This is a genomic window from Corynebacterium sp. MSK150 (genome assembly GCF_030229215.1).
Classification (GTDB): Bacteria; Actinomycetota; Actinomycetes; order Mycobacteriales; family Mycobacteriaceae; genus Corynebacterium.
On the sequence record NZ_JASPHM010000007.1, the window covers coordinates 59239 to 83002 of the forward strand.

A 23764-nucleotide genomic window follows, 5' to 3' on the forward strand; every position below is an offset into this window, starting at 1 on the left:
TCAGCCTACGACACCTAAGACAGAATTGTCTATCTCTACTGCACAACCCTGTTTCATAGTGTGTCATTTATGCACTACATTTGCGGTTTTTGCGGCAGTGCAGGACAATAAGAGAACCGTCTAGTAAGGCAGGGACAAACCTCTGCCGTGTAAGGAACTCGTGAACTCCTCTCGATCCGCCCGCGCGTATGAGCGCTCCCTTGAACCAAGTGACAAGGGCAGCGCCGTGGGCCTGTACCCCCATAACATGCACCCAGGGCTTGTGCCCGGCATCAGCGTCGAAGACCAGCGCAATAAGTTTGGCCTGGATAAGCCGCTGTTTTTCATCACCGCCATCCTCATCATTGCCTTCATCATCTGGGGCGTTGTCCTGCCCGATAGCGTGGCCAGCGCCTCCTCCTCCGCCTTTGGCTGGGCTATTACCAACGCTGGCTGGCTGCTCAATATCACCATGATGCTGGCCATTGTCACCATGGCCTATATCGGCTGCTCCCGGTTGGGTCGCATCAAGCTCGGCACCGATGACGAGGAGCCCGAGTTCAGCTACTTCAGCTGGGTGGCCATGATGTTCGGCGCCGGCATCGGCGTGGGCATCTTCTTCTACGGCCCGTCCGAGCCGCTATCGCACTACCTCACCCCGCCGCCGCACACGGTAGACGGCAATACCGTCGAGGCCCTGCACCAAGCCATGGCCCAGGCCCACTACCACTGGGGCATATCCCCGTGGGCGGCCTACGCGCTGGTCGGCGCGGCGATTGCCTATTCCTCCTATCGCCGCGGGCGAGTGCCCTTGGTCTCTTCCATCTTCAAGCCACTTTTCGGCTCCCGCGATACGGATGGGCCAGTGGGCAAGCTTATCGACGTCCTCGCGCTCATCGCCACCCTCTTCGGCACCGCCGCCACCCTGGGCCTATCCGCCATCCAGATCGGCGAAGGCGTCACCATCATCCGTGGTGCGGGCCCCATGACCAATACCGCGCTCATCATCATTATCGCCGTGCTCGGCTGCGCGTTTATCCTTTCTGCGGTCTCCGGCGTGGCGCGCGGCGTGCGCTACCTATCCAATATCAATATCTCGCTGACGCTGGGGCTGGTGGTCTTCGTCTTCCTCGTCGGCCCCACCCTGCTCCTACTCAACCTCATCCCGGCCGGCATTGTCACCTACATCGATCAGCTCTTGCCGATGATGGCCAAGGGACTGTCCTGGGGCGATGAGACCATCGAATTCCAGTCCTACTGGACCGCCTTCTACTGGGCCTGGTGGATTGCCTGGACGCCGTTCGTCGGCCTCTTCGTCGCCCGCATCTCCCGCGGTCGCACCATCCGGGAGTTCACAGCCGTGACCGTCTTCGCGCCTACCATCATTCTTATTCTCGCCTTTACCATCTTTGGCGGCACCGCGATTTCTTTTAACCGCGAAGGCATCGCCGGCTTCGACGGCGAATCCTCTAATGAGCAGGTGCTCTTCGCCATGTTCCAGGACCTGCCTTTAGGTTCCATCACGCCCTATATCCTGCTGGTGGTGCTGGCCGTCTTCTTCGTCACCTCGGCGGATTCGGCCTCCGTGGTGATGGGAACGATGTCTTCCAAGGGTGATCCCACCCCGAATAAACTCGTGGTTATCTTCTGGGGCGTGTGCATGATGGGCATCGCCATCGTCATGCTGCTGACCGGCGGCGAAGACGTGCTAACGGGTCTGCAAAACCTCACCATCCTCGCCGCCCTCCCCTTCTGTGTGGTCCTTTTAGCCATGATGGTGGCTTTCATTCGCGACCTGCGCTCGGACCCGATGTTTATCCGCCGCACCTACGCCCGCACGGCGATGGATAACGCGATCATGCGCGGCATCGAAGAGCATGGCGATGACTTCGAGTTCACCGTTCAACACGCCGAGGGAGACCGCGGCGCCGGCCACGATTTCGATTCCTCCGCCGAGCGCTATACCGAGTGGTACCAGCGCACTGATGAGGAAGGCGAGAACGTCGACTACGACTTCGATACCGGAGTCTGGTCCGACGGCTACGACCCCAAACACGATAAGAACCACCCTGACTTTGAGAGTGAAAAGAAGGAGAAATAATGGGTATCCCAGACGACGTTGTCCTCGATGGTTATACGCTCATCGAGCAACACGCAATCGACCACGAGTTCCTGCTGCGCGGCTCTCCGCTGGGCACCGAAACTCCCCTCCTCTTCGCCCTGACCATTGCGGGCGTCCTGCTAGTTGCGGCGAGCTTCTTCCTGCGCGGTGGCGCGCGGGTTACCGCCGGCCTGGTGGGCGCGTTCCTGGCGCTGAGCAAGCTGTGGTGGATGCCGTTCGCGCTATGGCAGCAGTTCGATGACGGCCAAGTATTCGGCTACACACTCAAGTACTTCCCGCAGTACTGGCCGGTGGCGTCCCTTATCGTCGGCGTCATCGCGCTGGTAGGCCTATCCTCCGCCATTTTCCGCCGGCCCTAGCCACGCCTAACCGCCGAGCACCGCAATCGCGATATGCACCCGGTTGGTGCCATCGATTTTGGCCAGGATGTGCTTCATGTGCGTCTTGACCGTGGTCAGGGAAATGAACAGCTGCTCGGCAATCTCGGCGTTGCTTAGCCCCTGGGCCACCAGCTGGGCGATTTCATTCTCGCGCTCGCTCAGCTCGGCCAGCCCGCTGGGTTGAATCATTTCCTGCTCCGGCTGCGCCGGCGTGGCCGCCAGCCCCACCAGGTTTTCTAGCACCTTCGGGCTGAGCTGTTGCTGGCCTTGGGCCGCCGCTCTTACCGACGCCACCAGCGCCTCCGGCGCCGTCGTCTTCAACAAAAAGCCCACCGCCCCAGCGCGCAGGGCGTGCAGGATGAATTCGTCGGTATCAAAGGCGGTGAGCATCACTACCGGGATATCACGCGCACCGGCCAGCGAGTGCAGCTGCGCCGTCGCCTCGATGCCGTCCATGACCGGCATGCGAATATCCATCAGCACCACGTCCGGCTCCTCGGCCAGGATGAGTTCCACTCCCTCCTTGCCGTTTCCGGCCTCGCCGATGACGCTAATGCCTGGCGCGCCTTCCAAGATCATGCGCAGGCCGTGGCGCAGCAGCGGCTCATCATCGACAAGCACCACACGAATCTCACTCACTGTACTTCCTTCCTGGGCAGGCGCAGAGTCCACGAGAAGCTTTCTTCCTCGTCCTTTACCTGCAGCGATCCGCCCACCACACTAGCGCGCTCGCGCATGCCGACGATCCCGTACCCGCCACTGTTCCCACTCCTCTTCTTCCCGGCTGGGGCGACGGGGTTGGACATGGTGATCAAGAGGGCGTCGGCAAGCGCGGCGATGGTGATGGTCACCGGCTCGCCCGGAGCGTGCTTGCGGGCGTTGGTCAGGCCCTCCTGGACCGCGCGGTTGAGCGCGTGGCCGGCCATGGTACTAAGCTCCGCCAGCGACTGCGGCCCCGTGCCCTGCTGGTAGCGCACCTCCACGTACATGCCCGCCCGGCGGGAGCGCTCCACCAGCGATTCCACGCCCTCGCGTGGGTCAATGCGCCCCTCGCTGCGCAGCGAGTGCAACGCCTCGCGCAGATCTCCTACGGCGGCCTCGGCTTCATCGCGAATCGTGCGCGCAGATTTCCGCGTCTCCTCCGGATCTAAATCCTTGCGGTAGGCCAGCCCACCCGCGTAGACCGCAATCATGCTCAGCCGGTGCGAGAGCGTATCGTGCATATCCCGCGCAATCCGGTCGCGCTCCTCCTGCCGCGCAAAATTCTCCCGTGTGGTCATTTCCTCGTGCGTGAGCTCCGCCTGCGCCTGCAGCGCAATCGTGCGCTCTTTTTGGTTCGAGCGGACCAGCCCGACGACTAAAACCACTACTGCTGGGAGGATGTAGCTAGAGAAAAATCCCAGCTTCCCGGGAGCACTAAGCCCTTCGCTTCGAGATAAATCGAGAGTGACCAGCTTCGAGGCCACCATGGCCGCACATACCGTCGCCATCCACAACCGGCTCCGTCGCGAGGCCACAGAAAACGCCGCCATAAATACCGAGGGGCGGGGCTCAGCAATCGACACCGTCGCCGAAATAATGGTTGCGGCTACCAACGCGCTGCGCGGGCCGGGCTGTGCGCTGCGCGGGTCACGCTCCCGCGCAGCATGCCGGAGAGCAAAGGGCAATAAGATCCACGTTCCGATCGTCGCCGCGAAAAAAATAAACAGCCTTTCGGGCGATCCGTCGCTCTCGCTAAACCGGACGGAAAAGACGGCAAAATCGCCGATCAAGGCCACCGCGGCGATGACGAGCTTTAGCCACAGCGGGCGCTGCAGCATCGCATCGGATTTTCGGAATAACTTCATAACGCGCACCAGTTTAAGCCGGCCCGCCGCCCGCGCGGTATCCCCCGCAGGGAGGATTCCCTGCACCCTAGCCGCGCGCTTCCAAGACCATGATCGCGATATGCACGCGGCTCGTGCCGCCGATCTTTTTCAAAATGTGCTGCATATGGGACTTTACCGTGGCCATGGACACCACAAGCTGGTCGGCAATGTCCTGGTTATTCAATCCCTGCGCCACCAGCTCGGCGATTTCGCGCTCGCGAGAACTAAGCATTCCTAGGCGGTTGCGGGCGGTGCGGGTGTGGTGCGATTGGGCGTCGTCAAGCGCGGGCCCCTGCATGCTTACCAGCTTGTCGACGACCTGCCGGCTCAACAGCGGCTGCCCCGCCGCGGCCGCACGCACGGCCGCCATGAGCGATTCCGGCGGCGTCGACTTCAGCAGGAACCCAGCCGCCCCGGCACGCAGAGCCCGCAGGATGAAGGAATCGGTATCAAAGGCCGTGAGCATAATGATCGGCACTGCGTGGACGGACAGAATCTTCTCCACGGCCGCGATGCCATCCATGACCGGCATGCGAATATCCATCAGCACCACATCGGGCTGCGTATCGAGCACCGTAACCACGGCGTCCCGGCCATTGCTCGCTTCGGCCACGACTTCAATATCGGGCGCGTTGGATAGCAGCAGGCGCAGACCACTGCGGACAAGTTCCTCGTCATCAACGAGCACTACGCGCAGGGCATCGGCCATTATGCTCCCTTTCCCACTGGTTGATTCCACCGCGCGCGCCACAGTTGCGACGCGACGGGCGTATAGGCCACAGTAACCGCCACCACTGCCGCGAGCGCTATCGGCACGATTCCCACGTGGCCCGCCACTACGCCGTTGAGGAACGAGGGCACGAGAATATCGTTTAGCTTTTCGAAGAATTTGGGGAAAAATTCGATGACTAGTGTGGCCGCGATGAATGTCAGCGCAGTCTGCAGGAGCAACGTCCACAGGCTTACCCGGTGCAGCTGCTTATCGACGTCCGGCTTCCCCACCGCCGCAAACATCACCCTTGCGCCTTGCCCGCGAAACTCCGGCACGACGTAACCGCGGCGCTCCACCAGCTCGATGCGGTCGGCGTCTTCGGGCGCGTTATCGTCGCTGTGCCCGCGCAGGAATTCCAGGCTATAGGCCGAGTCATCGGTATCGGTATAGCTGAGCTTGCGCGAGGTTCCGTTGACGGTGGAGGTAAAACGACTGCGCTTAAAGTCTAAGTATTTTCCCGTCCATCCCTCGCGGGCCGTGGTTTCTTCTAGATCGATGCGCATGAGCCCGTATTCGGGATGGCGCAGTTGCCAACTCATCTCGCTCATTGCGCAGCCTCCTTGTGCGCTAGCGGTAGCTGGATACTCCATCTGAATTCCTCGCCTCCCTTTCCTCCTGGGCTTTCCTGGTTAGCCGCGATGCTCATGCGCCCGCCGGAAAGCTCCACGCGCTCGCGCAGTCCCACTAGACCGTAGCCACCTGCGCCTCCCTCGACACCGTCCGTATCGGCTCCTGCCTTCCCGCGCGGGACTGGGTTGCGCATCTCGATGTCTACCGCGCCGGCCGCCTCGCGCACCGTGATGCTTACCGGCTGACCGGGCGCGTGCTTGCGTGCGTTCGTCAAGCCCTCTTGTACTGCCCGATGCACGGCATGCTGCGCCATCGTGGACAGTCCGTCAAAAACGTCCGGGCTGGCACCGTCCGCGTAGGTCACCGTTACCTCTGCGCCAGCCTCCCGCGCGCTCGCGACCAGCTCCTCTAAACCAGTGCGCGGGTCCTGGGAAAGGTCTTCCCGCAAGGCGCTTAAAACAGTCCGCAAATCTTCTACCGCGTTTTGGGCTTCGGCGCGGATGGTGCGGGCTGCGTCGGTAAACTCCTCCGGCACGCCCTCGCGCGGGTAGCTCAGCGCACCCGCATGAATAGCCACAAGGCTCAACCGATGCGAGAGCGAATCGTGCATATCGCGCGCGATGCTCTCGCGCTCCTCTCGCCGTGCATGCTCCACCTTGGCGCGCATCTCTTCGCGGTTCATCCGGGCTTGCTGCTCCACCCGCCACCGCTTTTCGCGCTGATTGCCGCGTTTTTGGCCTGCAAGCAAGCCCGCGACCATCACAACCACGACGAAAATGGCACCAACCCACCCGATCTCGTCCCAGCTTAAGTACGGGTTGAAGCTAGCATCAATAGCGAACGCCAGCACAAAGCATGCCACCGCGACCACCGAGCGCGTAGTCGAGCGGCGTGAAACCATAGAAATAAAGGCCACGACTCCGCTGACCGCGCCGAAATAGGAACTAGACCCCAACAGTACGATGCAACCGGCGATGAAGCTGCGGGTGGAGCCGGCATAGTCGACGTCGGAAAGCTCGCGCGGCTGGTGCTCCAGGGCAAAGGGCAGGGCGATAATACCCAGCACGCCCACCGCAAACCCGGTGCAGATATAGGGCCCATACTCCGCAAACGACGGCGAATACTCCTCAATGTCGAGGTTCATCAGCACCACGCCGATGAGCCAATTCGCCACCGCGCAGGCAGCCACAATGCCCGCCGTACTCCACTTCGTTCTGACCATGGCCTCAAGCTTAAGCCGGCGGCCATAGTCCCTAGGGATGAATTATTTTTGGACCCCGGCCGCATCGCGCATGGCCTTCGTCTGCGCGGACGGATGCTCATTTTCGGTGGCCAGGCGCTCAAACGCCACGGCCGCCAGCGCCGCGGACTGCATTCCCAACACCGAGTCATCGAAACGCATCATCGGTGAGTGGTTCCACTCGCGCTGATTTTCGGGCTTGTCCGGATTGGCCGTGCCCATCCACATAAACGTGCCCGGCACCTGCGCGAGGACATAGCCGAAGTCCTCGGAGGCCATCATCGGGGCATCGAACGACTGGACGTTTTCAGTGCCAAACATCTGGCTCCACAAGGTGGCGGCGAATTGATTCTCACGTGGATTCGTCTTGGTGGTCGGGTACAAAACCTCGAAATCCACCTGTGCGGTGCACCGGTGCGAAGCAGCGACGGAGCTGGAGACCTCCGTAATCATCTGCCGCACGGCGTCGATCTTCTCATCGCGCAGCACGCGCACCGTAGCGCCCAAGGCCGCACGCTCCGGGATGGCGTTATACGCGCCGTCTCCCGCCCACAGGTTAGTCACGGTAATAACGATGGGCTCGAGCGCATCGAAGCGGCGAGTCAGTGCGGTCTGCAAAGACATCTGAATCTCCGCCAGCGCCGCCACCGGGTCGATGGCATCGTGTGGGCGAGAGCCATGCCCGCCCTTGCCCAGCACAGTAATGGTCAGGTTGGATGAGCTAGCCATCATCGGGCCTGGCACGTAGTGGAAGGTGCCGCGGTCCTGCGGGCCAACGTGGAGGCCGTAGGCGGCAATGGGGCGTCGGCCAGCGGCGTCGAGGACGCCCTCCTCAATCATGGGCAGCGCGCCACCCGGGCCTTCCTCGCCGGGCTGGAACATAAAGGTGACATCGCCGTGCAGCTCCTCGCGGTGCTCGCACAGAATCCGCGCTGCGCCCACCAGTCCGGCGGTGTGCAAGTCATGGCCGCAGGCGTGCATATAGTCATTCGTCGAGGCAAACGGGCTGCCGGTCTGCTCGCGCACCTCCAAGGCGTCCATGTCCGCACGCAAAAGCACCGACACCGGCCGCTCGCCGCGCTGACCGCCGCGCAGCACGGCCACCACCGAGCTCAGATCCTGGCCCACGTGGATCTCCAGCGGTAGGCCCTCGAGCGCTTCCAGGACCTTCTTCTGCGTGCGCGGCAAATCCAAGCCGATTTCCGGATTGCGGTGCAGGTCGCGGCGGAAGTTCTGCAGCTCCTCGAGCATCTCCTCGCCCATTTCCTGGAAGACCTCGGTGGCCATCCGCTCGCCAATGCGCGCCCGAGTCACCGGCAGGGGCGGCAGCTGCTGAGCCTGGCGCGGCGCGGCCAGACGTCCGGGGGTGGTGGGGCGAATCCGCTTGGTCGGGTCAGTCATGGGGAGCTCCTTTCTCGCTTTCCTATTCGAGGGTACCGCAGGTTATCCACAGGGCGCCCGGCGGGTTCGGGGTTGGTGTGACGGGTGGGGCGAGTTATCCACAGGCTGGCGCGGGTGGGCTACCGCGGGCTTGCGGGGTGCCTTAGGCTCACCGGCATGACCCGCTTGCAGGACTACGCCCGCCAACTTGCCTCGCCGATGGAGCTTCTCGGCGAGGTCTCTGGCGCGCGCGAGGCCGACCTGCGCCGGCTGGGGCTTCCCCGGCAGGAGGCACGGAGCCTGCTTGCGCTTGCCGACGTCTACTTTGGCCCCACTCCCTTCACCCGCCGGCAGCGCTCGTGCCGGGCAACCAAGCATTGCTTGGCGACGTTGAAGATTATCGAAAAGTACGTCTCGCGCACGAAATCCAAGCGGGATGCGTGGGCGCTGCGGGCTGAACTATGCGCGACCGACCAGGACGTGGAGCAGCTCGCGCGCACGCGGCTGAAAGAGCTCTATCCGCCGCGACAGCCGGAAAAAGGGGTGCGGATGACGCGGCGCAAGGGCGGCCCGTCGACGCTATCGATTACCGGCGATTCCGATTTCATTGCTGACCTGCACGCCAGCATCAACGAGGAGAAGCCGCTTGATTCCGTAGAGAATATCTTCTTCCGCGGCGGAGCTGCGACGCGGCCTGCCGCGACGACGAATATCATCATCCAGCTCGATGAATTAGATGAAATCTTAAGCGGTGGAGGCGAGGAAATCACGCTACGCCTGACCAATGGTGCCGAAATCAGCGGCGCGAAGCTGGTAGAAAAGCGCCTTGCCGAATGCGGGCTCGTCACCCTAGTCCATCCTTATGAGGGAGCGGTGAACCTGTATCGCACCTCGCGGCATGCCTCGGAAAAGCAGCGGCTCATGGCGGGCGCGGAAAACCCCACCTGCCCGTGGGCCGAGTGCAACTATCCGGCGGATAAGTGCCAGATCCACCACCTGCAGGCGTGGAAACACGGCGGCGAGACCAATATGGCGAATCTCAGCGTGGCGTGCCCGTATCACAATGGCGTCAACGACGACGATCCGCACGCTCCGCCGGTGCGCGGCCGCCTCGAGCGGCGCCAGGGCCGAATAGTCTGGGTCCCACCCTGGGCCAATTCCAGCTGAGCGTCCTGCCTCGTTATTTACGAACAAGGCTCACGACGCAGCTCACCCTGCACAGTTTCGCATATGCTGCAGGGCAGCGAAGCTTGCCTAGGCTTGGAGGAGCGAGCGGCCGAAGAAGTCGGAGTCGTCAGCAACGCCGGGCAAAGCATAGAAATAGCCGCCGCCGTAGGGGCGGATATAGTCCGCGAGCGGTTCGCCCTCGAGGCGTTTTTGCACCGTGATGAACTGACGCTCCAAGTCCTGCTGGAAACAGATGAAGACCAAGCCGACATCGAGGGTGCCGTTGTCGCGCACTCCGTTGTCATAATTATAAGCGCGACGCAACATGAGCTGGTCGGAGGTTTCTGGCGTGCGCGGATTGGCGAGGCGAATATGCGCATCTGTGGGGATGACGTCACCGGTGGCATCGTCGAGGTAGTTCGGCTCAGCGTGCTCGTCACCGCCGGAAAGTGGGCCGCCGGTAGCACGGTCGCGGCCGAAGATTTGCTCCTGCTCGGCAATGGAGATGCGATCCCAGAATTCGGTATACATAGCAATCAGGCGAACCACCATATAACTGCCGCCGGCGGCCCAATCTGGCTCGTCCGCGCCGGCCCACACCAGCTTGTCTTGATCCTTTTCGGCCGGATTGACGATGCCATCTTTGAACCCAAGATGATTTCTTTGGGTGCCAGAAGGCCGTGGCTCGTTCATGTAGCCGTTTTGGCGCCAGCGCACGGCGACGTCGCCGCGGGTGTGCCGAAGGATATCGCGCAACGCGTGAATGACGGTATCGTGCTGATCGGCGCAAATCTGCAAGGCTAGGTCGCCGTGGCACAGCTCGTCCTTCAAGGTGTCATCAGCGAAAGCCTGCATAGAGCTCAGGTGGACAGGCTTGTGGGGTTTTAGGCCAAAGCGGTCGTCGAAAAGCGAATCGCCCACGGCAAGGGTAATGGATAGGCTATCGGTAGGAAGCTTTGGACCCAGCTCGCCGGAATCGCCGGCAGGATAGGCTATGCCATCGGCCGCGGTGGCTCCGCCGGTGGTAAGAACGCGGGCGCGCTCGGTGATGGTACGAAACAGCTCTTCCAGGCGCGATTTTCCTGTGAACTGTACGTCGAGGGCGACGACCTCAGAGTACTTTTGGGCTGGGTTGACAATACCCTGCTGGTGCTCGCCATGGAAAGGAAGATCGAGCGGGTCATCCGCATCGGTGCGCGGCGAAGGCACAGCGGGGTCGGCCGAAGAATCCTTGCCATGCTTTGAGGAACCGAACGAGGAACCAGCAAAGCTTGACTGCGCGTTGGCGGCCGCGGCTGGGCCGGTAAGCGCAGCGGTTGCAGCAAGGCCAGAGAGAAAGGAGCGGCGGGAAAAATTAAACGGGCAGGGCACTAATCCATCCTTCTAATAACGGTCATCGTGGCGACCGGGGCAAGCAACTCATTAGCACGGGCAACGGCCGACTGCAGGCGCATCCGATCCTTTTGCGACCATTTGTCAAAAGCGGTGTCATACTTTTCATCGAATTCACCGGCGATCTTGTCGAGCTCATCGAGCTGATCATAGATTGGCGCGGTATCCAACCCACGGCCCTCAACGAGGGAGCGGACGGCATCCAGCGTCAGCCGTGTGGAGGTAACATCGCCGCGCAGCGCGGTGGGCAGAGCATGAGCGCCGAAGTCACGCTCGCCACGCATGTCGAAACGCTCGAATTCCTCCATCACCTCGTGGGTGCGCAGGCCGTAATCGGGCGCGGGAATAGCAAAGTGGGAGGTCTCGAGGGCGCGGGCGGTTTTATCGACGGCGTCGGCAAGCGCGCGGGCGGGCTTGGCCGCATCCTTGACAGGGCGCTTGGACCACAGCAGCTTTTCAACCTCCGCGTACCCCTCCAAGTCCGGCCCAGGCCACATTTCGCTGGAATCGTCGAAGGAGCGGTAGGTCTCGAGGTAATCGAGGTAGGCCGCTCGGGCGGTGGGACGGTCTTTAGAAGTGGAATCGGCAAGAGCGTGAGCCTTTTTCTGCAGCTCAGGAACGCGCTTTTTCTGCTCCGCTGCCTGCTGGATAGCAACGGCTGCGACCTCGCGGTCAGTAATAGGTACCATCTTGGGGGCTTCGGTGATGGTGGAACCGGTGACCGTGAAATCATCAGACTTCACGGCCGAATCATTGTGGAAGACACAGGTGAGGTGGTAGGTGCCGTCTTGCAGCTTCGGGGCCCACGCGCGCTTGGCTGGAGTACCCACGCGCTCTAGAACTTGGTAGGCATTGCCTGCATCATCTGCAACGTAGACGGTAAGCGCCAGTCCAGAGGTGTTATAGACCTTCCACTCCGCTTGCCTCTGGACCTTGTCGGGCGTAGGGCACGAATACACGTCGCGCACATTTAGTTGCGGTTCTTTCGGCTTCGCGCTTTTGCTTGTCGACGGCGCCGCCGACTGCGAGTCCCGAGAGCTGGAGCCGAAGGAGCTTAGGGAGCTTTGGGCTACAGCATGTGGGGATACGGCCGCGATGGCAAGCACCGCGGCGGTAGCGATGTGGAAGGTCTTCATGGGTTAGAACGGGAGGTTAGGCAGTGGTGGGAGCTTGAAATCCTGCAGCTTTTTCAGGTCCAGGCCGGGGTGGCCATTCATGTACCAAGCTACGATGCCAGCGCCTACGCCTAGGGCAGTAAGGATAGCCGCGATGGTACCGGCCTTGGAAGAACCAGCAGAAGAGCTGGAACTCGAGTCAGCAGGCTTGTTTGTGCCAGGCTGCGGCTTGGACTCTTGGTGCAGCTTGGTGATGGAAGGCACGTCCTTTTCAGTAACCTTCGGGTCATCCATGCCCTCGACGACGTCCTTGAGGTTGGTGCCGGCACGAGAGGAATTATCCACCTTCTCAATGGACGCGTAATCCTTAGCGACGGTGCCGTCAGTCTCGTTTAGGAACAGCTTCGGCGCCTTCTTGGTGGTGTTGAAGTCGAACATGTTGTTCAGCTCTCCGGCACGCTCGTCAAAGGCGATTCCACCTAGGCGGCCGAGGCCCCAATTGTCCTGGATGAACTTAGTGACGGAGGTCTGCTCGGTGTAAGTGGAATCGATGTGGTTAGTCTTTGCGTACGGGGAAATGACCAGCAGGGGCTGGCGGGTACCCGGGCCGCACTGGCCGTGCTTATCGCCTGCGACGCCGACCTTAGCTGCGGCGGCGGTGCAGATTTCTTTATCTTGGTGCGGATCGTTGGAGCCGTTGCGGATTTCTGGGGCCTTGTGGTCGTACCAGCCGTCGGAATCGTCGTAAGCGATAACCACCGCGGTGGAATCCCACTCCGGGGAATTTTGCAGCTCGTTTATGTAGTGGGTGATAAAGGCCTGCTCGTCCAACGGATTCGAATAGCCGGCGTGGCCGTCTTGGTAGTTAGCGGCCTTCAAGAAGGACACGGCCGGCAGGTTGCCCTGCTCGATTGCGGTGTCGAAGTCCTTCAGGTCGTATTGGTGGTTGGCGCGGTCGGTCTTGCCAATCATTTCATCGCTCGAGGGCGCCAGGTGGTGCGGATTAGCGGTGGATGCATAGTACTGGAACGGCTGGTGGTGAGGGTTGTAATCCGTCTGATTCTGACCAGTCAGCGTGGTGTGGGAAGCGCCGCAGCGGGCACGGGCATTATCGGTAGCTTCGTCAGTAGGGCGGAAGCCGCCTTGGAACCAGCCCCAGGTGACGTCCTTGTCGTTGAGTTGGTCGCCGATGTTCTTGGAGTGCATTGCGGTGACCTGGTTGGTGCCTGCGGAGGAGTTATTAGAGCAGTCATCGTAAAGCGGGTCTGGGTCGCCAACGACGGTAGCGGTCTTGCCGTCCTCGGAAACGCCAGCGAGGGCGTGGTTCTTGCCCGCCTCAATCTTCTTCTGCTCACCGGTGGCGGGGTCATGCATGGTGCCGCCGGCCACGGTGCCGGAAATCAGGTTCAGCGCGCCTGGGGTGGACGGGCCGAAAATAGTGGAGTAACTGTTGTCGTTCAGAGCGAAGTTCTGCGCATAATTCCACATGCCAGTCACGGTATTGCCGTCGTAGTAGCCCATGGTCATGCCAGGGGCGGCATAGTACCCATTGGAGGACTTATCGATGTCGGTGGACACGGTCTCTGGGAACTTGTCCATCTTGCCGCCATTGTATGCGGCCTGCTCATCGCCGTAGTGATGGTTCTGGTCCGTAGTCACGGCGTGGTCAGGCCCGATGCGGAAAGGCTTGACGGAGTTGGGGTTCTTCTCCCCCATTACGTCATCATTTTCGAGGTTTTTCGCCTTTGGGGTGCCTTCTTTTGCGGTGAATTTAGGGGCGTTCTTGCCGCTGCCCTGCAGCTTCTCACCGTCCTTGTTCAGCGCATTAGGGTAGGTTCCGAAGTAGTGGTCGAAGGAAATGTTCTCCGAGTAGATAACTACAACGTGCTCGATTGGGGTGGTAGTGGCCGCCTGAGCGATGCCGGGGACAAGTGATGTAGTGGCAGCTGCGGCGGCGCAGATGGCCACAGCGCGAGAGCGAAGCTTCATGAAAAGTCCAACCTTGGTCAAGAAATAGCGGTGCAGGTCGAAAGTGGCTGTGGCTCATCGAGCGAGTCATCGGTCGCTTTCGAATCGAGATTTAACGCCGCCAACGCATAAACCGCAACTAGTTCAAAAGGGTGTCCCCGGCCGTGGGAACACCCTATAGAAGCAGCTCACTTCGGACTTTGTGATAGCCACACCCCGAAAGCTGTTAACCAAAAGTTAAAGATCTATTCGGCTCTACTTTGCAAATAGGTGGTGTTTTAATCGTCGGCGTCGGTAGACAGCGCGGCCACGAAGGCCTCCTGCGGCACCGAGACGGAGCCCAGCGTCTTCATGCGCTTTTTACCGGCCTTCTGCTTTTCCAGCAGCTTGCGCTTACGGGAGATATCGCCGCCGTAGCACTTAGCCAGCACGTCCTTGCGCATGGCGCGAATGTTTTCGCGAGCGATGATCTTCGAGCCGATGGCCGCCTGGACGGGCACCTCGAACTGCTGGCGCGGGATGAGCTCCTTGAGCTTCTTGGTCATCTTATTGCCATACCACTGGGCGGAATCGCGGTGGACGATGGCGGAAAAGGCGTCGACCGGGTCGCCGTTGAGCAGGATGTCGACCTTAACTAGGTCCGCGAGCTGCTCGCCGGCCTCCTCATAGTTCAGCGAGGCGTAGCCCTTGGTGCGGGACTTGAGCATATCGAAGAAGTCAAAGATGATTTCGCCGAGCGGCATGGTGTAGCGCAGCTCCACGCGGTCCTCGGAAAGGTAGTCCATGCCGCCCATCTGGCCGCGCTTAGACTGGCACAGCTCCATGGTGGGGCCGACGAACTGCTCGGGCACGATGACGGTCATCTTCACCACTGGTTCATAGACCTCGGTAAGTTTTCCTTCCGGCCAGTCAGACGGGTTATGGACCCACTTTTCCTCGCCGTCTTCAGCCACCACTCGGTAGGTCACGGAAGGCGCGGTGGAAATCAGGTCGAGGCCGAACTCGCGCTCCAAGCGGTCGCGGGTGATTTCCATGTGCAAAAGTCCCAAGAAGCCGCAGCGGAAACCAAAGCCAAGGGCGACGGAGGTTTCGGGCTCGAAGGTAAGGGAGGCGTCGTTAAGCTGCAGCTTTTCCAAAGCATCGCGCAGGTCCGGGAAGTCGGCCTGGGAAATGGGGAAAAGGCCGGAGTAGACCATCGGGTCCGGATCCTTGTAGCCCTTGAGTGGGGTCTCGGCGCCGCCGTTGGACCAGGTGACGGTATCGCCCACCTTGGTCTCACGGACGTCCTTTACGCCGGTAATAAGGTAGCCCACCTCGCCGGGCCCTAAGCCCTCGCACTTTTGCATCGTGGGCGACACAATGCCGATTTCCAGCAGCTCGTGGTTGGCGTTGGTCGACATCATGGTGACCTTCTGGCGCGGGGTGAGCTTGCCGTCCACCATGCGGATATAGGTCACCACGCCGCGGTAGGTGTCATAGACGGAGTCAAAAATCATGGCGCGGGCCGGTGCATCGGCGTCGAATTCAGAAGACGGTGGCGGAACTAGCTCGCAGACCTTGTCCAGCAGCTCGACGACGCCCTCGCCGGTCTTGCCGGACACGCGCAGCACCTCTTCCGGCTCGCAGCCGATGATATTGGCGATTTCCAGCGCGTATTTTTCCGGGTCGGCGGCCGGCAGGTCGATTTTATTGAGGACCGGGATGATTTCCAGGTCGTTTTCCATCGCCAGGTAGAGGTTGGCGAGGGTTTGGGCTTCGATGCCTTGGGCGGCGTCGACAAGCAAGATGGCGCCCTCACATGCCTCGAGCGCGCGGGAGACCTCGTAGGTAAAGTCCACGTGGCCGGGGGTGTCGATCATCTGCATGACGATCTGCTCCCCCTGCGCGGTGCCGGACTGGGGTACCCACGGCAAGCGCACGTTCTGCGCTTTAATGGTGATGCCGCGCTCGCGCTCGATGTCCATATTATCGAGGAACTGGTCACGCATATCGCGCTCCGCAACCACCTTGGATAGCTGCAGGATGCGGTCCGCCAGCGTCGACTTGCCGTGGTCGATGTGAGCAATAATGCAGAAGTTTCGGATTCGGGCGGGATCCGTAAACGTCGTGGCCGCAAAGTTTTCAGACATACGTCTACAATAGTCGACATGAAAAGCGCCATGCTCACCCGTCTGCGCCGAGCGCTGGGAATCAGCGAGCGCGAGCCGATAGACACCGGCCTGAGCCGCATTAATTCCCGGTTGGGACTGGATAGGTCGGATGAGTTCCACGAGCCACGCAAGGCTGCCGATATCCGGGTAGAGGCCACTGCCTCCCACCCCCGGTCCATATTTTTCACCCCCGATATGGACGGCCAGGCCGATTCCGGCGAGGTGGTCTGGGTGTGGGTACCGGCCGAAGGTAAGCAGGCGCCACCGCGCGAGCGGGCTATCTTGGTCGTCGGCCGCACCCGCACCACGGTAATGGGCTTGCTTATCTCCCCCAACCCAAAGCATGCGCTTGACGACGCCTGGCTGGAAATCGGCGCCGGCGAGTGGGATGAGTCCGGGTGCGATTGCTGGGTGCGCCTCGACCGCCTGCTCGAGGTATCCGAGGAGCAGGTGCGCCGGCAAGGCACGCTTTTCCCGGAACGCAGATTCGAACGAATCGCGAATAGGTTGCGGTCGCGCTACCACTGGGCCTAGCCGGCGTGAAGGCGGCGGCCGCGGGGAGGGTTTTGGCAGGTCGGGTTCGGTACTGCTATTGTGTGTTGGTTACTTACTTGCCGGGCGCGCTGGTCGGGGCGGGCAGGACCTTGGGTTCGCTCTTCGAATACCAGCGCCGAGCGGGCCAGCGTTTGCTGGCCGCGGGAGTAGTCCGAGTAGGTCGGTTTCTACGTCAATCACTTTCGATTACTAAGAGGTATTTTTCATGGCAAATATCAAGTCCAAGCAGAAGCGCGTTATCACCAACGAGAAGGCACGTCAGCGCAACAAGTCCGTTCGCTCCGCCGTCCGTACCGAGATCCGCAAGTTCCGCGAGACCGTTGCCGCTGGCGACAAGGCTGCTGCTGAGAAGCAGCTGCGCGTGGCATCCCGCGCCCTGGACAAGTCCGTGTCCAAGGGTGTCTTCCACCGCAACACCGCAGCCAACAAGAAGTCCGGCATGGCTTCCGCGTTCAACAAGATGGACTAAGAGCCATTGCACAGATTATCCCCCGGTCGCGCTCTACGGAGCGCGCCGGGGGATTTTCTTAGCTTACTTTGGCCGGCGGAGCCGGCGGGCAAGGCTGGTGAGACTTAGGCGGGGCGCTTAGGCCAGGTCGTCGTTGAAGTAGTCTTCGAAGATGGCGCCGGCGCCACGGAAGGCGTCGGCAAGCGAAGTTCCGCCACGGGTTTCCACGAAGGTCTCGAAGGCGGTCAGGAACTGGGTGTGGATGATATTGACGGTCGGCGTGAGACGCGGGTCGGAGGACTTCCAACCTTCGCGGGCCTGCACCGCCTGGCGGACGCGCTGAATTATGCGGCTATTGCGCTGGCAGTACAGAGCGCGCAGCTTCGTATCCTTAGCCAACGCCTGGGCCGTGAGCTGGGAGATTTCGGGGAAGAACTCATCGCCTACGGCACGATTGAATACGGTCATAGCCATGATTTTGGAATCTTCGCGCAGGCTTCCGGTGGGCAATCCTGCGGCGAAATTTTGGAATTGGTTCTCCACTTCCTCCGACATTTCGGGGCCTAAAACTGCCGATTCTTTGTCTTTTATGTAATTAAAAAGCGTACGGCGGGAAACGCCCACTTCGTGAGCGAGCTCCTCCATGGTGAACCCGTCATAACCGTTCTCGATGACGAGGTTGAGCGCAGCGACTCGGATTTTTGATATACGCGGCATAAATGCCCCTTTCTGTCCCGACGCTCTTCAAGCTTCAGTAACTTTTCTTTCTCCCTAAGAAAATGTGAGGAAATTCTATTTTGTCTACAAACTAAGGGTTTTGGGGCGATTTTATTACCTTATATTCGGTCAGGGAAACCGCCATACACGCCATGAGGATCTCCCGCCGGCACGGCTGCGCGTTTGCGCCCGTCATGGCACTTTTCGGGAAAACTGTGACGTTGGACAACCAGGGCGCCAAGCCCCGCCCGGCCGCGCACCCGACTTATCCGCTCGCACGTTCGAAAGCCCGATGGTGCTCATGTCCGATGGGGCGGCTAAGATGAGTCAACGATGAAAAACGTTAAGCCACTGGTGAAATGGGCGGGCGGGAAGCGCCAGCTCTTGCCGCATATCCACGCCGCCCTGCCGGCGGAGAACCCGCGGCGTTATTATGAACCCTTCATCGGTGGCGGTGCGGTGCTTTTCTCTCTCGAACCGGCCAGCGCACGGGTCAACGATCTCAATAGTGAGCTCATTAACCTCTATGAGGTGGTGCGCGGCGGCGTCGATGAGCTCATAGAGGAACTCGCGGGCTACCCCAATGAGGCAGAGTTTTTCTATGCGCTTCGCGCAGTGGACCGGGATGCCCACGAGTTTGCCGCCCTCTCCCCCGTCGAGCGCGCGGCACGAACGTTGTATCTGAATCGCACCTGCTATAACGGCCTGTACCGCGTGAACGCGGCCGGCCAATTTAATGCCCCGTTTGGGCGTTATAAGAATCCCACTATCTGCGATGAAGACACTCTGCGCGCGGTGCACCACTATTTTGCGGAAAATGATGTGGCCTTCTCGCAGGGCGATTTCGCCGCGGCGGTAGCACAGGCACGCGAGGGGGACTTTGTGTACTTCGACCCTCCTTATGACCCGGTGAACGTGACGAGCTCGTTTACCGGCTACCAAAAGGGCGGCTTTGACCGTGCGGAGCAAGAGCGCCTCAAAGAGGTCTGCGATGACTTGGATAGGCGTGGGGTGAAGTTCCTGTTGTCTAATTCGGCCACCGAGTTCATCCGCGAGCTCTATGCGGACTATGAAGTAGGAATCGTGGGGGCAACGCGGGCGATTAACTCCGTTGGTTCGAAGCGGGGCAAGGTCGACGAGGTCCTGGTGCGCAACTACGAGGTCCGCGGTGACTAGCGGGCCGGAAGCGCAGGAGCTGCGGGCGCGCTTTGGTGTGCCGGAGTCGGTGAAACTCGGCGTCAATGACTGGGGCTGGCTGCGCATCCTGGCGGCGGGATACGACGCGCAGCTGGAGCGGCGCGGGTATTTCTATATCGGCGCGCGGGAGCTAGAACGGCTCTCGGGCCGGCAGCCACGGCTGATGGCCAAGCATGACTTTTCTACGTCGCGGCCGTGGATCTTTCAGCGTCTCCAGCTGGGAATCGTACCGGTCAGCCGCAGCGAATACCTGGTGGGGCGATTCAACCTCTACGAACGATTTCCAGAAACGCCGCGCGGCGAGGTACGCACGCTGGAGCTGCCGGCGGGTCTGGACACCCTCTCGTTGGAGGGGGTGAGCTCGGAGGCGGTGGCGTTAAATGGGGCGTCGGCAAGCGGGATGCTAGAGGATTTCCTGGGGTGCGGGCCGTTGCAGGCGACGGTGGCGGGTCGTATGTCCACGCGCGGGCTTAAGGTGCGGCTGCCGGACTTGGGTGTAGATGTGGCAGTGGACCGCGCGCAGATGGAAATCGACGGCGGCTTTGAATCGCTCGAGCACCTGGTGCTGGTGGAGGCGAAGAATCACCTTTCGGATGATTTCAATATCCGGCAGCTATATTTTCCCTACCGGCGCTTCCAGCAGCGCCTGGCCAAGGATGTCGTGCCGGTCTACCTGGTGTATTCCAATGGTATTTTCCACCTGTACCGCTATGAGTTTCGGGACCCGGCGGATTTTCGCAGCATTGCGCTGGTGGATAGCGCCCGCTACGCGCTGTCCGCCTCGCATCTGGACCCCCAGGCGGCGCTCGACATTGTGCGGGCGGTAGAGCCCGAACCCGAGCCGGCCGTGCCCTTCCCACAGGCTAATAGCTTCGAGCGGGTGGTCAACCTTCTCGAGCTCATCGCACTGCAGCCGCTAAGCAAGGCGGAGATTACCCACCGCTATGACTTCGATCCGCGGCAGGCGGATTATTATGCCAACGCCGCGCGCTACTTGGGCCTGGCGGAGCCGGTGGAGGACATGTGGGAGCCGACGGAGCACGGGCGGCGGGTTATCGAGCAGCCGCAGCGCGACGCCCGGAATGCAGCGCTCATACGGGCGCTGGCGGCGCGGCGGGTTTTCCGCGAAGTCCTAGAGCTCAGCTTGGCCCGCGGCGCGGTGGCCAGCACCGCGGAGATTTGTGCGGCCATGGAGGGGCTGGGGCTGAGCTTGGCGACGTCCCGGCGGCGTGCCTCCACCGTCGCCCGCTGGACCCAGTGGGTGCTGGACACGGTGGCCGAGGGCACGCCGCGCCTGTTTTAAGCCAGCAGGTTCTGCCCGCCGGAGATGATAAGGACGATGCCGGCGATGATGAAGAAGAGGCCAGAGCCGATGTCGATCCACGGGCCGGCGGCGATGAGCTTGCGGCGAACCGCGTTGGTGGAAATCACCGTGGCGACGACGAGGAAGAAGAGGAAGGCCGACAGCGATAACGAGAGCGTGAGCGCGATGGCCAACCATGCGGGTGGGCTGGCGGGAAGCAGCGGGGCGATCATCGCGGCGAGGAAGAGCACGATTTTCGGGTTGGACATATTCGTGGCTAGCCCCACCTTGAAGGCGGTGCGCAGGCGGCCGAGCTGGGCGGCGGCGTCTTCTAAGTCCACGGGAGGGTTGGCGCGCTGGGCGATACCGCTGCGCAGCGCGCGCGTTCCCATAAACACCAGGAAGCAGCCGCCGACGGCCTGGACCGCGCCCAAAATTTCCGGGAAGGCCGTCAGCAGCGCGGCGGCGCCGAAAACGGTGGCGGCGCACCAAAAGAGCACGCCGATCTGAATGCCGGCGGCCGCCGCAATGGCATGGCGGCGCGAGCGGGTGGCGTAGCGGGTCACCAAAATGATGTCCGGTCCCGGCGAGGCCACGCCCACTAGGTTCATCAGAAGGAGGGTGAAAAAGGATGTCCAGGTCACTCCCCCGCCTCGCTTTCGAGGCGCGGGATAAGGTCCTCGCGGCCAAACAGGCGGGCGGAATCCAGCGCGGAAGGCTGGCCGGCGGTGGGGTCGGCGTGGGCGGAAAGGAGGGCGCCGATAACCGCGTCCTCCTTCTTAAAGATGGCACCGGCCAGCGGGGACTGGCCGCGGTCATTGAGCAGGTTGACGTCCGCGCCGGCGCGGGCAAGTGCGGTAACCAGCTCGGCGTGGCCGTGATAGGCAGCGAGCATGATAAAGGACTGGCCTTCGTGGTTGACGAGGTCGATATTCACGCCGTGGTCGATATAGGCGAGGAGGTCTAGGTCGCCCTCGCGCGCCATGTCAAAGAGTCGACCGGCGAATTCTTGCACTTGCGTCTCAGACATAGTTTCTAGCTTATCGCGCCAGTTCCGCGACCCGTTTGACGGCCGCCTCTATCGCGAATTCAGGCTCGCCGCCTTGGCCCTTGACGGCGGCATCGAGCTCGGAGACGAGGATGACGGCCTTGGTGACATTATCGGCGGACCAGCGGCGGGCCACCGGTTGGGTCATTTTGACCACGTAGGGCGCCAGGCCGGTTTGGCTCGCCAGCGAGTACTGGTCCCCGCGCGCGGAGTAGAGGCGGGCGACGGCGCCGACCTTATTGGCCAGCGCGGCGGCAATCGCCACGGGGCTCGCGCCCAGCTGGAGGGCGCGGCGGCAGGTGGATACGGCGGCTTCGACGCGGCCGGCGACGGCGGCGTCGGCAATGTCCCAGTTGGCCACCTCGGCCACGCCGACGTAGTAGTTTTGCACCGCCTCGCGGGTGACATTGCCGCCGGTATCGGAGACCAGCTGGGAGATGGCAGAAGCTAGCTCGCGCAGGTCAGAGCCCACGCCCTCGAGCACGGCGTGGATAACGTCCGGGGTGGGGCGCACGCCGTGGCTGGAAAATTCGCGGGTGGCCCATTGGCCCAGCTCATTGGGGTAGAGCGAGAAGACTTCGTGGACCTCGGCAATCTTGCGCAGCTTGGCCACGAGCTCGGGCTGCTTCTTCTTTTTCTTCAGCGTCTTGGCCGTCACGGAGTAGATGATGACCATGGTCATGCCCGGCGCGGGATTGGCGCAGGCGCGCAGGATGATATCGACTACTTCTTTGCCGGCGCGCTCGCAGTCGCTGATGACGATGACGCGGTTATCGCCAAACAGCGACGGGCTGGTGGCCTCGAGGAGCTCTCCCTCAGAGACCTCGGAGGCTTTTAGCTTCGTCAGCTCGGGCCGGGCACCGGTGGATCCGCTCTCCTCGGCCGCGGCGCGCTGGATGTGCAGGCGGGCGCGTTCGGTGAGGAATTCATCGTCGCCGAGGATGAGGTGTACTGGAGGCATGCCCGCCATTCTAGCCTGCGGCCAGGCCGAGCCAGGCGATGCCCGCCAGCGTCAGCACCAGGGTGAGCCACGGGCGGTGATAGAGGAGGCCGGCGATAATCCAGGCGTAGGCAAGCAGCGTAAAAAGCGGGTTGGCGGGGATGGTGACCACGGGCAGGTGGGCCACGCCGTGGGCGATAGTATTAATCCACCATGAGAAGGGCTCAATGAGGCGCAGCAAGCCGGCGCCCAGCACGTCCAGCGGGCCGAGCTGGGCAAAGATGGCGGCGATGAGCCCCACGATGGTGATCGGCACGGTGGCAGGCTCGACCAGGATATTGGCCAGCACGGAAACGACGGAGACCTCACCGGACATGAGCGCGACCAGCGGGAGGGTAACGATATCTGCGGCGATGGCCACAGCGACCGCGCGCAGAAAGATGGCGGGCCAGCCGGTCACGGCCAAATGCTTATAGATGAGCGGGCTCAGCGCCACGATGCCGAGCGTCGCGGCGCACGATAGGGCAAAACCAAAGTGCACGGCGAGGTCGGAATCCACAAAGAGCAGCGCGATGATGCCCAGGCTGAGCGCATGGATGGGCTCCATGCGCGTGGAATTGAGCACGGCGAGCAGCCCCACTACCCCAGCGACGGCCGCGCGCTGGACGGAGGGCTCGAAGCCCACAAGCAGAACATAAGTGGCAAGGGCGCACAGGGAGGCGGCCACGCGGGTGCGGGGACCGAGCGCGAAGGCGGCGCAGACCACGGCCGCGGCGGAGCAGACGATGGCCACATTGGCGCCAGATACAGCGCTCAAGTGTGAGAGCCCGGTGGCAATATACAAGTCGCGTTCGGCGGTATCTTGCAGCGCGGTATCGCCGAGCACCATGCCGGGAATAAGGCCCTGGCTGGAGGGCCCGACGGTATCAAGGACCAGCGCGCGGAAATTCTCGGCCACGCTGACCGCCCAGCCGTCCATGCCTTCGGGTTCGGCGGTTACCTGCACGTCGGTGGCATTGGCGCTGAGCTTTCCGACGCCCGGCCTATCCGACTCCCCTACCCTCACCCTGACCGTAAGTTCGGCGCCAGCGGCCGCCGGGACCGGTTCCGGGCTAAAGACCGGCAACTGGGTGGGGTATCCCGGAACCTTGAGCTTGAGCAGCCAGCCGCCCGTACTCGTCTGCGTCGGTGCAGTGACAAGGCGCCCGGTGACTTCGGTGCCGAGGTCGAAGGCGGCAGCACGAGCCTGGCGCACCGCGGCGACGAACGCCGCACCCGAAGCGACCGCCCCGCAGAAGAGCGCTTGGCCCCACTGACGGGCAATGAGGCACAGCGCAACGATGACTGCGATGAGTGCGATGGCCCAGCCGCGGCCGACAAGCAGTACGGCGATGACGGACAGCCAGGCGGTAGCCGCGCCGGGGACGAGCCGCAGTTCTCGCATCGCACGCTC

At 62.0% G+C, this 23764-nt stretch carries 22 protein-coding genes; 7 read left to right on the top strand and 15 right to left on the bottom strand.

Annotated features, from left to right (window positions below):
- Positions 1 to 247: 247 nt before the first annotated feature.
- Complete coding sequence (locus tag QP941_RS05920) at positions 248 to 2080, top strand: BCCT family transporter (protein ID WP_284868396.1); 1833 nt, start codon at positions 248 to 250, stop codon at positions 2078 to 2080.
- On the top strand, positions 2080 to 2460 hold the full coding sequence (locus tag QP941_RS05925) for a hypothetical protein (RefSeq protein ID WP_284868353.1): 381 nt from the start codon (positions 2080 to 2082) through the stop codon (positions 2458 to 2460). The genes QP941_RS05920 and QP941_RS05925 overlap by 1 nt, the downstream gene beginning before the upstream one ends.
- Positions 2461 to 2466: 6 nt before the next feature.
- Here QP941_RS05925 and QP941_RS05930 read toward each other — a convergent pair whose 3' ends face one another.
- The 6 genes from QP941_RS05930 to QP941_RS05955 all read right to left on the bottom strand — a co-directional run bounded on the left by QP941_RS05930 (position 2467) and on the right by QP941_RS05955 (position 8332).
- The gene (locus QP941_RS05930; protein WP_284815850.1) at positions 2467 to 3120 is read right to left on the bottom strand and encodes a response regulator; all 654 of its coding nucleotides are present in this window, start codon (positions 3118 to 3120) and stop codon (positions 2467 to 2469) included.
- On the bottom strand, positions 3117 to 4328 hold the full coding sequence (locus QP941_RS05935) for a sensor histidine kinase (RefSeq protein WP_284868355.1): 1212 nt from the start codon (positions 4326 to 4328) through the stop codon (positions 3117 to 3119). The genes QP941_RS05930 and QP941_RS05935 overlap by 4 nt, the downstream gene beginning before the upstream one ends.
- 67 nt (positions 4329 to 4395) lie before the next feature.
- Positions 4396 to 5058, bottom strand: coding sequence for a response regulator (locus QP941_RS05940; protein ID WP_284868356.1), 663 nt, complete (start codon positions 5056 to 5058; stop codon positions 4396 to 4398).
- Complete coding sequence (locus QP941_RS05945) at positions 5058 to 5669, bottom strand: hypothetical protein (RefSeq protein ID WP_284868357.1); 612 nt, start codon at positions 5667 to 5669, stop codon at positions 5058 to 5060. The genes QP941_RS05940 and QP941_RS05945 overlap by 1 nt, the downstream gene beginning before the upstream one ends.
- Complete coding sequence (locus QP941_RS05950; RefSeq protein ID WP_284868358.1) at positions 5666 to 6913, bottom strand: sensor histidine kinase; 1248 nt, start codon at positions 6911 to 6913, stop codon at positions 5666 to 5668. The genes QP941_RS05945 and QP941_RS05950 overlap by 4 nt, the downstream gene beginning before the upstream one ends.
- A gap of 42 nt (positions 6914 to 6955) precedes the next feature.
- A complete protein-coding gene (locus QP941_RS05955; RefSeq protein ID WP_284868359.1) occupies positions 6956 to 8332 on the bottom strand; it encodes a M20 metallopeptidase family protein in 1377 nt (458 codons plus the stop codon).
- Positions 8333 to 8488: 156 nt separating this feature from the next.
- On the opposite strand from QP941_RS05955, the gene QP941_RS05960 reads away from it, so the two are divergent.
- Positions 8489 to 9478 carry an HNH endonuclease signature motif containing protein gene (locus QP941_RS05960; protein ID WP_284868360.1) on the top strand — a complete coding sequence of 330 codons (990 nt, stop codon included), beginning with the start codon at positions 8489 to 8491 and terminating at the stop codon, positions 9476 to 9478.
- 87 nt (positions 9479 to 9565) lie between these two features.
- Here the strand turns inward: QP941_RS05960 and efeB are convergent, their stop codons facing one another.
- From efeB to lepA, 4 genes are all read right to left on the bottom strand, one after another.
- On the bottom strand, positions 9566 to 10849 hold the full coding sequence (gene efeB / locus QP941_RS05965; protein WP_284868361.1) for an iron uptake transporter deferrochelatase/peroxidase subunit: 1284 nt from the start codon (positions 10847 to 10849) through the stop codon (positions 9566 to 9568).
- Positions 10849 to 12006, bottom strand: coding sequence for an EfeM/EfeO family lipoprotein (locus QP941_RS05970; protein ID WP_284868362.1), 1158 nt, complete (start codon positions 12004 to 12006; stop codon positions 10849 to 10851). The genes efeB and QP941_RS05970 overlap by 1 nt, the downstream gene beginning before the upstream one ends.
- Positions 12007 to 12009: 3 nt before the next feature.
- Entirely contained in the window at positions 12010 to 13974 is a 1965-nt protein-coding gene (locus QP941_RS05975; protein WP_284868363.1) for a phospholipase C, read from the bottom strand.
- Between the two features lie 257 nt (positions 13975 to 14231).
- Positions 14232 to 16082: a translation elongation factor 4 gene (gene lepA, locus QP941_RS05980; RefSeq protein WP_005329262.1), complete on the bottom strand. Its 1851-nt coding sequence runs from the start codon at positions 16080 to 16082 to the stop codon at positions 14232 to 14234.
- An 18-nt stretch (positions 16083 to 16100) separates the two neighbouring features.
- On the opposite strand from lepA, the gene QP941_RS05985 reads away from it, so the two are divergent.
- Together QP941_RS05985 and rpsT are read left to right on the top strand one after the other, a co-directional pair.
- Entirely contained in the window at positions 16101 to 16637 is a 537-nt protein-coding gene (locus QP941_RS05985) for a type II toxin-antitoxin system PemK/MazF family toxin (protein ID WP_284868364.1), read from the top strand.
- A gap of 226 nt (positions 16638 to 16863) precedes the next feature.
- A complete protein-coding gene (gene rpsT, locus QP941_RS05990; RefSeq protein WP_005324114.1) occupies positions 16864 to 17127 on the top strand; it encodes a 30S ribosomal protein S20 in 264 nt (87 codons plus the stop codon).
- Between the two features lie 117 nt (positions 17128 to 17244).
- Here rpsT and QP941_RS05995 read toward each other — a convergent pair whose 3' ends face one another.
- The gene (locus QP941_RS05995) at positions 17245 to 17823 is read right to left on the bottom strand and encodes a TetR/AcrR family transcriptional regulator (RefSeq protein WP_284868365.1); all 579 of its coding nucleotides are present in this window, start codon (positions 17821 to 17823) and stop codon (positions 17245 to 17247) included.
- A 333-nt stretch (positions 17824 to 18156) separates the two neighbouring features.
- Between QP941_RS05995 and QP941_RS06000 the strand changes: the two genes are divergently transcribed.
- Together QP941_RS06000 and QP941_RS06005 are read left to right on the top strand one after the other, a co-directional pair.
- Positions 18157 to 18999 carry a DNA adenine methylase gene (locus QP941_RS06000; RefSeq protein ID WP_284868367.1) on the top strand — a complete coding sequence of 281 codons (843 nt, stop codon included), beginning with the start codon at positions 18157 to 18159 and terminating at the stop codon, positions 18997 to 18999.
- Positions 18992 to 20323 (top strand): type II restriction enzyme, encoded by a 1332-nt coding sequence (locus QP941_RS06005; RefSeq protein WP_284868368.1) that lies wholly within the window; start codon positions 18992 to 18994, stop codon positions 20321 to 20323. Before QP941_RS06000 ends, QP941_RS06005 begins: the two co-directional genes overlap by 8 nt.
- Here the strand turns inward: QP941_RS06005 and QP941_RS06010 are convergent.
- The 4 genes from QP941_RS06010 to QP941_RS06025 are packed head-to-tail and all read right to left on the bottom strand — an operon-like array spanning position 20320 to position 23755.
- The gene (locus tag QP941_RS06010; RefSeq protein WP_284768931.1) at positions 20320 to 20967 is read right to left on the bottom strand and encodes a LysE family translocator; all 648 of its coding nucleotides are present in this window, start codon (positions 20965 to 20967) and stop codon (positions 20320 to 20322) included. The two genes, QP941_RS06005 and QP941_RS06010, sit on opposite strands and share 4 nt — an antisense overlap.
- On the bottom strand, positions 20964 to 21353 hold the full coding sequence (locus tag QP941_RS06015) for an ankyrin repeat domain-containing protein (RefSeq protein ID WP_284868370.1): 390 nt from the start codon (positions 21351 to 21353) through the stop codon (positions 20964 to 20966). Before QP941_RS06015 ends, QP941_RS06010 begins: the two co-directional genes overlap by 4 nt.
- A 10-nt stretch (positions 21354 to 21363) precedes the next feature.
- Positions 21364 to 22341: a DNA polymerase III subunit delta gene (gene holA, locus QP941_RS06020; RefSeq protein ID WP_284868371.1), complete on the bottom strand. Its 978-nt coding sequence runs from the start codon at positions 22339 to 22341 to the stop codon at positions 21364 to 21366.
- Position 22342: 1 nt separating this feature from the next.
- Positions 22343 to 23755 carry a ComEC/Rec2 family competence protein gene (locus QP941_RS06025; protein WP_284868372.1) on the bottom strand — a complete coding sequence of 471 codons (1413 nt, stop codon included), beginning with the start codon at positions 23753 to 23755 and terminating at the stop codon, positions 22343 to 22345.
- Positions 23756 to 23764: the final 9 nt, after the last annotated feature.